Annotated in this window: 13 protein-coding genes and 1 pseudogene; 7 read left to right on the plus strand and 7 right to left on the minus strand. The window is 67.0% G+C overall.

Translation table 11 applies throughout. The features are described 5' to 3' along the window. From F0Q45_RS21645 to ruvC, 3 genes are all read right to left on the minus strand, one after another. A partial coding sequence (locus F0Q45_RS21645; protein ID WP_149655884.1) for an AAA family ATPase occupies positions 1-288 on the minus strand: 288 nt, incomplete at its 3' end. Continuing rightward, entirely contained in the window at positions 285-878 is a 594-nt protein-coding gene (gene ruvA, locus F0Q45_RS21650; RefSeq protein WP_149655885.1) for a Holliday junction branch migration protein RuvA, read from the minus strand. The genes ruvA and F0Q45_RS21645, both read right to left, overlap by 4 nt. Beyond that, positions 875-1,429, minus strand: coding sequence for a crossover junction endodeoxyribonuclease RuvC (ruvC, locus tag F0Q45_RS21655; RefSeq protein WP_149655886.1), 555 nt, complete (start codon positions 1,427-1,429; stop codon positions 875-877). Before ruvC ends, ruvA begins: the two co-directional genes overlap by 4 nt. A gap of 102 nt (positions 1,430-1,531) precedes the next feature. On the opposite strand from ruvC, the gene F0Q45_RS21660 reads away from it, so the two are divergent. The 7 genes and pseudogenes from F0Q45_RS21660 to F0Q45_RS21690 all read left to right on the plus strand — a co-directional run bounded on the left by F0Q45_RS21660 (position 1,532) and on the right by F0Q45_RS21690 (position 5,698). Continuing rightward, entirely contained in the window at positions 1,532-1,777 is a 246-nt protein-coding gene (locus F0Q45_RS21660) for an AbrB/MazE/SpoVT family DNA-binding domain-containing protein (protein WP_149655887.1), read from the plus strand. Continuing rightward, a pseudogene (locus tag F0Q45_RS29995) lies at positions 1,774-2,045 on the plus strand (type II toxin-antitoxin system VapC family toxin); the annotation flags it as partial. The gene F0Q45_RS21660 and the pseudogene F0Q45_RS29995, both read left to right, overlap by 4 nt. 60 nt (positions 2,046-2,105) lie before the next feature. After that, the gene (locus tag F0Q45_RS21670) at positions 2,106-2,714 is read left to right on the plus strand and encodes a DUF4178 domain-containing protein (protein WP_149655888.1); all 609 of its coding nucleotides are present in this window, start codon (positions 2,106-2,108) and stop codon (positions 2,712-2,714) included. A gap of 10 nt (positions 2,715-2,724) precedes the next feature. After that, positions 2,725-3,228, plus strand: a complete 504-nt coding sequence (locus F0Q45_RS21675; RefSeq protein ID WP_149655889.1) for a DUF2617 family protein — start codon at positions 2,725-2,727, stop codon at positions 3,226-3,228. Continuing rightward, the gene (locus tag F0Q45_RS21680) at positions 3,225-3,656 is read left to right on the plus strand and encodes a DUF4247 domain-containing protein (protein WP_149655890.1); all 432 of its coding nucleotides are present in this window, start codon (positions 3,225-3,227) and stop codon (positions 3,654-3,656) included. Before F0Q45_RS21675 ends, F0Q45_RS21680 begins: the two co-directional genes overlap by 4 nt. Positions 3,657-3,680: 24 nt before the next feature. Further along, positions 3,681-4,151 (plus strand): DUF350 domain-containing protein, encoded by a 471-nt coding sequence (locus F0Q45_RS21685; protein WP_373425053.1) that lies wholly within the window; start codon positions 3,681-3,683, stop codon positions 4,149-4,151. Further along, a complete protein-coding gene (locus F0Q45_RS21690; RefSeq protein WP_149655891.1) occupies positions 4,148-5,698 on the plus strand; it encodes a polyamine aminopropyltransferase in 1,551 nt (516 codons plus the stop codon). Before F0Q45_RS21685 ends, F0Q45_RS21690 begins: the two co-directional genes overlap by 4 nt. Positions 5,699-5,887: 189 nt before the next feature. Here the strand turns inward: F0Q45_RS21690 and F0Q45_RS21695 are convergent, their stop codons facing one another. The 4 genes from F0Q45_RS21695 to F0Q45_RS27990 all read right to left on the minus strand — a co-directional run bounded on the left by F0Q45_RS21695 (position 5,888) and on the right by F0Q45_RS27990 (position 9,236). Then, complete coding sequence (locus F0Q45_RS21695) at positions 5,888-6,319, minus strand: type II toxin-antitoxin system VapC family toxin (protein ID WP_149655892.1); 432 nt, start codon at positions 6,317-6,319, stop codon at positions 5,888-5,890. After that, positions 6,312-6,569 (minus strand): type II toxin-antitoxin system Phd/YefM family antitoxin, encoded by a 258-nt coding sequence (locus tag F0Q45_RS21700; RefSeq protein ID WP_262491109.1) that lies wholly within the window; start codon positions 6,567-6,569, stop codon positions 6,312-6,314. Before F0Q45_RS21700 ends, F0Q45_RS21695 begins: the two co-directional genes overlap by 8 nt. Positions 6,570-7,099: 530 nt before the next feature. After that, positions 7,100-8,194: an IS110 family transposase gene (locus tag F0Q45_RS21705; protein WP_444875262.1), complete on the minus strand. Its 1,095-nt coding sequence runs from the start codon at positions 8,192-8,194 to the stop codon at positions 7,100-7,102. Positions 8,195-8,531: 337 nt separating this feature from the next. Further along, the gene (locus tag F0Q45_RS27990; protein ID WP_188113084.1) at positions 8,532-9,236 is read right to left on the minus strand and encodes a hypothetical protein; all 705 of its coding nucleotides are present in this window, start codon (positions 9,234-9,236) and stop codon (positions 8,532-8,534) included. Between the last annotated feature and the right edge of the window lie 53 nt (positions 9,237-9,289).

The following is a 9,289-nucleotide window of genomic DNA, read 5'->3' on the forward strand; positions in this document are numbered from 1 at the left end:
GGCGCGCTCCAATGCGGGACCCGACGTCACCCGCAGCGAGGACCCCAGCTCGGCGGCGATGATCATCGCCAACGAGGTCTTACCCAAACCCGGCGGACCGGACAGCAGGATGTGATCTGGTGTGCTGCCCCGATTTTTGGCGCCCTCAATCACCAGCTGCAGCTGTTCGCGAACTCGGGGCTGGCCGATGAACTCCCGCAATGAGCGGGGCCGCAGGCTGACGTCAACGTCACCCTCGCCGACGGTCAGCGCCGGCGAGACATCGCGGTCCGCAGTGTCGTCGCTCATTTCGACTTTCCTAGCAGCGACAGGGCAGCGCGCAGCGCGCTGGATGTTGTCGCGTCGTGCTCGGCGGCCAGCACCTTGTCGGTGGCCTCCTCAGCTTGCTTGGCGGCAAAGCCAAGACCGACCAGCGCCTCCACCACCGGGCTCCGCACGGCATGGCCGTTGACCGCGGGCGCTCCGGCGGACAGACCCGCAGCTCCGACCTTGTCGCGCAATTCCAGCACCATCCGTTCTGCGCCGCGTTTGCCGATACCAGGCACCCGGGTGAGCGCGGCGACATTGCCGTCGGCCAGCGCCTGGCGCAGCGCGGGGGCGTCGTGCACCGCCAGCGTCGCCATCGCCAGCCGCGGCCCCACGCCGGAGACCGACAACAACGTCAGGAACAGATCGCGAGTTTCGTTGTCGCAGAACCCATACAGCGTCATCGAATCCTCGCGCACGATCATCGCGGTGACTAGCCTTGCCGCGGTGCCCTGCCGCAGCGTCGACAACGTCGCCGGCGTCGCGTTCACCCGGTAGCCGACGCCCGCCGCTTCGATGACCACGTGATCGAGGGCCACCTCGAGCACCTCACCGCGAACCGAGGCGATCATCGCGCGGCCTTCAGCTTGGCCAGGTATGCGCGTCGCTGCTGGGCGGCTCGTGCTTCAGCTGCAGCCATCCGGGCCAGCATGGGCGCGCGCCAGCAGTGACAAATCGCCAGCGCCAGCGCGTCGGCAGCGTCCGCCGGTGTCGGTTTGGCTTGCAGCGCAAGGATTCTGGTCACCATCGCAGTTACTTGCGTCTTGTCGGCGGCGCCATTGCCGGTGACGGCGGCCTTGACCTCGGTGGGGGTGTGGAAATACACGTCGATGCCGCGTTTGGCCGCCGCCAGGGCAATCACACCGCCGGCTTGGGCGGTGCCCATCACCGTGGTCACGTTCAATTGGGAGAACACCCGCTCGATGGCCAGCACGTCGGGGTGATGGGTGTCCAGCCAGTGCTCGACAGCATCACTGATGGCTAGCAGCCGCGTGGACACCGGCGCATCCGACGCTGTACGTACCACGTCGACGTCCAGCGCAGTCAGCTGCCGACCGCGCCCGCTCTCGACCAACGACAGCCCACACCGCGTCAACCCGGGATCGACACCCATCACCCGCACTGAATTACCCCTTTACCCGAACAATTGTTCGAGAGCTTAGCGGGTGGGTGCGACATCGGCGGGCAGACACGCCCGGGATCTGAAAGCGGTAAATTTCTGACCATGCGCGCGACCATCGACGAGTCTGGCCGTCTTCGAATTCCCAAGCGGATTCGCGACCGCCTTGGCTTGCGGGGCAATGAGCAGGTGGAGATCACCGAACGCGATGGGCGCATCGAGATTGAGCCAGCACCAACCGGCGTCGAACGCGTCCGGGAAGGCTCGGTGCTCGCCGCACGGCCGGAACGTCCCCTGCCTCCGTTGACCGACGAAATCGTCCGGGAAACGCTCGATCGCGTGCGGCGGTGATCGCACCAGACACCAGTGTGCTCATTGCCGGATTCGCGACGTGGCACGAAGGGGAGGAGTCGGCGATCCGGGCGCTTCCCGTTTGCCACCGCCGCATCGCGTGGAACCACTCGCCGTTTACGGCTACTTGGCGGATGTCGCTGCTAGCGACTTCCTGACGCTCGACGCGCGGTGGCACCGCGGATTGATCGACCACCTCGCCAAGCACCGCGTGACCGGCGGCGCGCCCTGCGACGCGCTGGTCGGATGGACTGTTCAAGCCGACGGGGTTGACTCCAATACCACGCGGGCCGCCCTGCTAACTTGAGACCACGACGGAAGGGGTCACGTGGGGCCACAATTGGTCGTGCTTGCGGTGGCGCTGTTTATCGCGTCGATCATCGTTCTGGTCGTGGCGCTGCGGCGCCCGAAGGAACCAAAGGCAAGCACCGGCCGCCAAGACCCCCTGTCGTTCAACGCGATGCCGCAGTTCGGCCCGCGCCAATTTGGCCCCGGCGCGATCGTCAGCTACGGCGGCGTCGACTACGTGGTCCGCGGGTCGGTCACCTTCCGTCAGGGACCGTTCGTCTGGTGGGAGCACCTGTTGGAGGGCGGCGAGCAACCCATGTGGTTCAGCGTCGAAGACGACGACGGGCGCCTTGAGCTCGCGCTGTGGGTGAAACGCACCGACCTTGCCGCGCAGCCCAACGGCGACCCGGTGGTAGACGGTGTGGCGTTTCACGAGTCGGAGCGCGGCCAAGCCGGCTACACCACCGAGGGGACAACGGGCCTGCCGGCGGGTGGCGAGATGGACTACGTCGACTACGCCGCTGCCGACGGGACCATGCTGCTGTCGTTCGAGCGCTGGGCATCGGACATGCGTTGGGAAATATCGACCGGGAAAACTGTGCTGCCCGGTGAGCTCACCGTGTATCCCGCGCCCCCGGCATCGGCATAGGACCACATCAGTGCCGCTTCACCAGCTCCCCGTAGCGCCAGTTGACGTATCAGGGGCCCGGTTGGGGCTCGCCATCAACGGGCCCGCACCACGGCCACTGGCCACCTATCGGATGGACCACCCCGGCGGCGGCACCATTGTGCTCGGCGTCCTGGGCGCATCGCATGTCATCACTGTGAACCACTGTGGGGCAAGCTTTTCCGAGCAAGTCTCCTGTACCGTCCGCGACCACGGCGGGAGCCTACCGATACATGCCGAAGCTCCCGGCTACTACCTGGAATCCCGCACCAATAGCTACGAAGAACCGGCGTTCCGCCGTCTGGCATATCAGCTGCGCCAGCGCTGCGCCGCCGACCAAGGGTGGCTGGGCGGCGTTTTCCCCGGCGATGATGCCGCGTTGACCGCCCTGGCCACCGAGCCGGACGGCAGCGGCTGGCGCTGGCAGACCTGGCACCTGTACCCGAACGCATCCGGCGGCACGGTGGTGCACACCGCCAGCCGGTGGCAGCCGTGAGTCGCAGTCGCCTCCTCCTGCTCGCCGGCGGGCTGGCGGTCGCCGCAACCGTGTCGCTTATTTCCGGAATAGTGTTGTCGCACAAGGATATTTCCTCGTATATCGCGTCCCACTACCGCGAAGAGTCCCGTGACGCCAACGGCGTGCGCTACGTGTGCACCGGGTCGCCGACTCAGGTCGCCGACACGCTCGCCCACTACCAGGCCCCCGCGGCCCGCGCGGCCAACGGCGCCAACCAATACCTGCGTTACAGCCGCACCATTGTGATCGTCGGACCCGACGGCTCGTACCCGTGCAGCATCCGTGTCGAACCGCTGAGCGCGGGCTACAGCCACGGCTCGTTCATCTTCCTCGGTCCCGGATTTACCCCCGGGTCTCCCTCGGGCGGCTCGGGAGGCAGCCCCGGCGGACCGGGCGGAAGCAAGTAGCACGATTACCCCAAGGAGACAGCCATGTACCACGCCATATATGAGGCCGGAGTCGATTTCGGCACCGTCAGCCTCACCCCAGTCCTGCACGGCGTGGTAGCCACCGTGTTGTACTTCCTGGTCGGTGCCGCCGTGTTGGTAGCAGGCTTTGTGATGGTCGACGTGCTGACCCCGGGCAATCTGCGTCGCCTGGTGTTCGTCGAGCGGCGGCCCAACGCCGTCGTCCTGGCCTCGGCGATGTATGCGGCGCTGGCCATCGTCATCATCGTCGCCATTCACACCAGCTCTAGCCAGCTGGGCCAGGGCCTGCTCGACGTGGCGGTGTACGGGCTGGTGGGGGTCGCGCTGCAAGGGGCGGCGCTGCTGATTGTCGAGATCGCGGTGCCGGGTCGGTTCCGCGACCACGTCCAGCAGCCGGAGTTGCATCCCGCGGCGTTCGCCATTGCCGTGATGCTGCTGGCGGTCGGGGGTGTGATCGCCGCCGCGCTGTCATGACAGCGACGCAGCAGGCGGCTGTTGTGACCTCGGCGCGCTGGCGCGCGGTGCTGCTGGCCGCCGTAGCGGCGTGCGCGGCGTGCGGGATTGTGTACGAGCTCGCGCTGCTGACGCTGTCGACGAGCTTGGAGGGCGGCGGCATCGTGGCCATGTCGCTGATCGTCGCGGGATATGTGGCGGCGCTGGGCTTGGGTGCGCTGCTGGTCAAGCCGCTGCTGGCGCGAGCGGCAGTGACGTTCATCGCCGTAGAGATGCTGTTGGGCATCGTCGGCGGCCTGTCGGCGGCGGCGCTGTATGTGGCGTTTGCGTTTGTCGACGGCTCGACGCTGGTGCTGGCGGTGAGCACCGCGCTGATCGGCTGCCTGGTCGGCGCCGAGGTGCCGCTGCTGATGACCCTGCTGCAAGCCGGTCGCGTGTCTGGGGCCGCCGATACCGGCCGCACCCTGGCCAATCTCAACGCGGCCGACTATTTGGGCGCGCTGGTGGGCGGGCTGGTGTGGCCGTTCCTCCTATTGCCCCAGCTGGGGATGATTCGCGGCGCGGCGGCCACCGGCGTGGTCAATCTGGTGGCCGCGGGTGTGGTGGCGATCTTCTTGTTGCGACGCGTCATGTCTGGACGGCAGCTGGCGACGGCGCTGGGCGCGCTCACGGTGGCGCTGGCGCTGCTGGTCACCCTGCTGGTGCGGGCCCGCGGCATCGAGACCACCAGCCGCCAGCGGCTCTACACCGACCCGATCGTTGCCTACCGGCATTCGGCGTATCAGGAGATTGTGGTCACCCGCCGTGGCGACGACTTGCGCCTGTACTTGGACGGCGGTCTGCAGTTTTCTACCCGCGACGAGTACCGCTATACCGAAAGCCTGGTCTACCCCGCTCTCGGCAATGGCGCGCGCTCGGTGCTGGTGTTGGGCGGTGGCGACGGGTTAGCGGCACGTGAATTGTTGCGGCTGAATAGGATTCAGCAAATCGTGCAGGTGGAGCTCGACCCGGCCGTCATCGACTTGGCGCGCACCGCCCTGCGCGCGGCCAACGCCGGGTCGCTGGACAACACACGCGTGCACGTGGTGATCGGCGACGCGATGCATTGGCTGCGCGGCGCCGCGGTGGGGCCCTTCGATGCGGTGATCGTCGACCTGCCCGATCCGGATACTCCAGCGCTAGGCCGGCTGTACTCCACCGAGTTCTACGGGCTGGTCGGTCGTGCGCTGGCGCCCGGCGGGCTGCTGGTGGTGCAGGCGGGCAGCCCGTTTTCGACGCGGACGGCGTTCTGGCGAACGGTCTCGACTGTGCGAGCCGCGGGCTACGAGGTCACCCCGTACCACGTTTACGTGCCCACCTTTGGTGACTGGGGTTTCGTGTTGGCAGGCCGCGGCGACACCGCGCCGGTCCCTACCGTGCCGGACGATGCGCCCGCGCTGCGGTTCCTGGATCAACGGGTGCTCGATGCCGCTACGGCGTTCTCCAACGACGTCCGGCCGCGGACGCTGGAGCCCTCAACCCTGGACAACCCGCGCATCGTCGAGGATATGCGCCACGGGTACGACTAGGACTAGGTCAGCTTCCCAGCAACCGAAGGCCCGTCAACCTCTCGGAGCTGCCGCACCCAACAGCCGCTTCGACGGCGCCGATGGATCCTGTTGGTGACCACTCACCAACAGCAACGCCCACCAACCCAGGCGCGCCGCGGCTCACCCACTAGCCAATCAACGCCCAACTGACCTCGCACACTCACAGTGCTAGCCGCCACCACCCGAACTAACGCCAACAACATCGACGAGATGTTCGATGCCACGGAAATCGTCAACATTTCGCGTATATAAGGGAAGGTTGGCAGCAAGCGCAGTAGCGGCGATCAACAAGTCCACGGCTCGCGGTCCGCGCGCCTTGCGTCCGGTTGCCGTGATCGCCGCGTAGATACGACCATATGCTCGCGCAGCGGCACCGTCGAAGGGCAGCGGGTCAAACGTAGCTTCTGCTCGCTGCAGACGATCTTGGCGCCGCGCTCGCTCCGCACTATCGCTCGTGGCGTGCGGACCCGCAGCAAGCTCTGCCATCGTCAGAGCGCTGATCGCCAGTTCAGCTGGGAGCTGCTCAGCATCGAGATGATCGAGATCAATCACCACCGAGGTATCGATGAGCCCCTGCGGGAAGGAGTGCGGCTCAGCCACGTGGCGCGATCTCCTGGCTGGCTGCGCGATCAAGGTCGGCGCGCAACCGGTCGAGATCCACCGGCGGCGCACCTTGGAACGCCGCTACTGCAGCGCTGGCGCTGACGAAGCGACGCCGACGCAGAGGTGACAGCTCCCCCACGGGAACGCCGTTACGGGTGACAATGAAACACTGGCCCTGGTCAAGTCGACGCATGATATCGCCGCTGCTATTACGCAGCTCACGCTGGGTGATCTCGATGATTGCCACCTCAACACCGTAGCACGAGTGCTACACCATGCAGATTAGATCATGCAGTCCCCAGCGCCGCCGATACCGCGCCTCACCCACTGCCGAAGATGCAGCAGCCCCCAACACACTTGCTGTCGCCATCGCTGCCGATTGATGCGACGCGCTGCACCCCGTCGCCATCGAGCAGCGCATCAACAAGCCCCTTACTGTCGACCGTGCTGATCCGGGTATCCACCGTGTGACGCGGCGAGACGCACCCGGCCAGCAGGGGGAAGCGGACGCCATGACCGTCGTCGTGGCGTCCGCTTCCGTTGGCCGGGCCGAACCTTGCCGGCGAGCGTGTCGATGATTGTCGACGCGGGTGTCAAGTCTGATATACGCGGGTTGGTTACCGCAGGACGGACTGTTTTCTGCTGGAGCGGATCGCGGGGTCTAGTATCGAGCGTGATTAACGTTGCCGGGCAACGGGATTGCCCATAGGACGTTCGCGGGTCGCTCCCAGGCGCTGCCGCCGTCAGGGTTCAGTTCGGACAACTATGGGCCGGTGCTCAGGTGTCGAGGACGGCCAGCGACCAGCACCAGCCGGCCAGCTCCCGGGCGATCGCGGTATTGGCCACCACGGGACGCTTTTTGCGGGCATCGAAGCGACACCAGCGGGTGTGCAGACGCCGGTTGGCCTGCTGACCCCGAGCCCGCGCCGCCGGGCTGGCGGCATCCCAGCGCCGCCGCAGATCCACCCCGGGACGATACGGCTGGCGGTGATGCCAGGCCGCTTCGATCAACAACCTGCGGGCATGCCCGTTGCCGGTTTTGGTGATCGACCCCTGAGATCGTGAGGTCCCCGAAGAATACTCCGTGGGGACCAGACCCAGGTAGGCGCCAATCGAGCGGCCGGTCAACCGGCCCCAGTCACCGATCTCGACCGCCAGCCCGAACGCGGTCAGCGTCGAGGCTCCCCGTAGACAGCCCAATCGGGTCACCACCGGCGTGTAGACACTGTCGGCGGCCAGTTCGGCGATCGCGTCATCGAGGCGGTTGCGCCGATCGGCGGTGGCCAGCATGGTGTCCAACGCGGTGTCATAGGCCAGTTGCAGCGGCGCGGCCCCGAAATGTTGTCCTCGTAACCACGCCTCGTGCTTGCCGGTCCACGTCCGGCCACCCGAATAGATGATCCCCTGCCGCAGAAGCAGTTTCGACACCCGATGCCGGGAACTCATCAAATCACCGCGGCAGTCCTCTCGCGCCCGAACCAGATCACGGGCGGCCTCCTGCCCAGCGCTGGGGATAGCAACCTCCGCGATCTGTCCCAGATGCAACAGCCGCGCCAAATGCGCGGCATCACGGGCATCGGTCTTGACCCGATCCCCGGACGGGCGCTGCAACTTCGAAGGTGCAGCCACCAGGCACAACACCCCGGCGGCCACCAGGAACCGGGCCAGCCCGAAACCAGTCGGACCGGCCTCGTAGGTCACCGCCACCCGGCCCGGCAACGACCTCAGCCAGTCCAGGATCACCTGGTAATTCGGGGCCAACCGACGTTCGAACACCTCACCGGTGTCCCCGTCCAAAGCACATCCAACAACCGAACGTGCGTGCACATCCAAACCGACACTCATACGATGACGTTTCACTGGGGCCTCCATCCACATCTGTGGCTCTACCGGCCAGGACCCAATTCCTGACGTGGCAACCCACGATCACATGTGGCGAGGCCCCAGCCTCGTCATACCGTCTAGGTTACGAGAAACCAGGTACGACCAGTGCGCTTTTCAACCACGTTGCCGCCGTTGTTGACATTTTCCTGCCCTCGGAGCCGCCCGGCCGACAAAGCCGACAGACCCACGGCTACGACTCTTCGTCCAAGTTCGAGTAAGCGATCTCACCGCACAATGAAGCCTGCGCTCTGCCGTACCTCGTCGGCAGTGCACTGCTGCGCCTCGGCCCTCGCTGAACTTTCGGTGACAGATTTGCGGCGTGCCATCAACCGTTGTTGCCGGGATTGCCTGCGACGCCGGAGGGGCCAGTGCCACCGGTCGTGCCGGAGCTGCCGGCAGATCCGCCGGGGCCGCCGGGACCGCCAGAGCCACCGGAGCCACCGGCGCCGCCAACACCGGCGTTGCCGCCGGGGCCGCCGAGGCCGCCGATGCCAAGCAACGTTGCCGGCGCACCATCTCCGCCCTTACCGCCGTTGCCGCCGGCGCCGCCTTGGAGGCCGTCACCGCCGCTCCCGCCGATGCCACTAGGGAAAGCTTGTGCCGAGCCACCGGCACCGCCGGCGCCGGCGTTGCCGCCTGTGCCGCCTGCCCCACCGGCACCGCCGTTGCCGCCAGCGCCGGTCACGGATACACCGCCCACGCCACCTGTGCCGCCATTGCCGCCGGCGCTGCTGATTCCGCCGGTACCGCCTTGGCCGCCTGCCGGAATAGGCGAGATCGCAGTGGCGCCGTTCGCCCCGGCGCCGCTGAAACCGCCGCTACCACCAACGCCGCCGACACCGCCATTGCCGCCGGTACCGGAAACCGACGTGCCGCCCGCTCCACCGGTGCCTCCATTGCCACCTTGGGCACCAGCCCCACCAGCAAAGCCGGCCTGGTCGGTCGAGTTTCCACCCGCCCCGCCCGCACCGCCGCGGCCGGCATCACCGCCAGCACCACCGGCACCACCCGCACCCGCGACACCGTCCACGTCATGAAACCTCGTAACCGTCGCCCCGCCCCCGCTCCGCCGTCACCGCCAAC

The organism is Mycobacterium simiae (genome assembly GCF_008370645.1).
GTDB lineage: Bacteria > Actinomycetota > Actinomycetes > Mycobacteriales > Mycobacteriaceae > Mycobacterium > Mycobacterium simiae_A.

What these genes read in the sequence shown, in the direction of transcription:
- ruvA (WP_149655885.1), bottom strand. Translation starts at nt 878, where the DNA reads ATGATCGCCTCGGTTCGCGGTGAGGTGCTCGAGGTGGCCCTCGATCAC.
- F0Q45_RS21660 (WP_149655887.1), top strand. Translation starts at nt 1,532, where the DNA reads ATGCGCGCGACCATCGACGAGTCTGGCCGTCTTCGAATTCCCAAGCGG.
- F0Q45_RS21685 (WP_373425053.1), top strand. Translation starts at nt 3,681, where the DNA reads ATGTACCACGCCATATATGAGGCCGGAGTCGATTTCGGCACCGTCAGC.
- F0Q45_RS21690 (WP_149655891.1), top strand. Translation starts at nt 4,148, where the DNA reads ATGACAGCGACGCAGCAGGCGGCTGTTGTGACCTCGGCGCGCTGGCGC.
- F0Q45_RS21705 (WP_444875262.1), bottom strand. Translation starts at nt 8,194, where the DNA reads ATGGAGGCCCCAGTGAAACGTCATCGTATGAGTGTCGGTTTGGATGTG.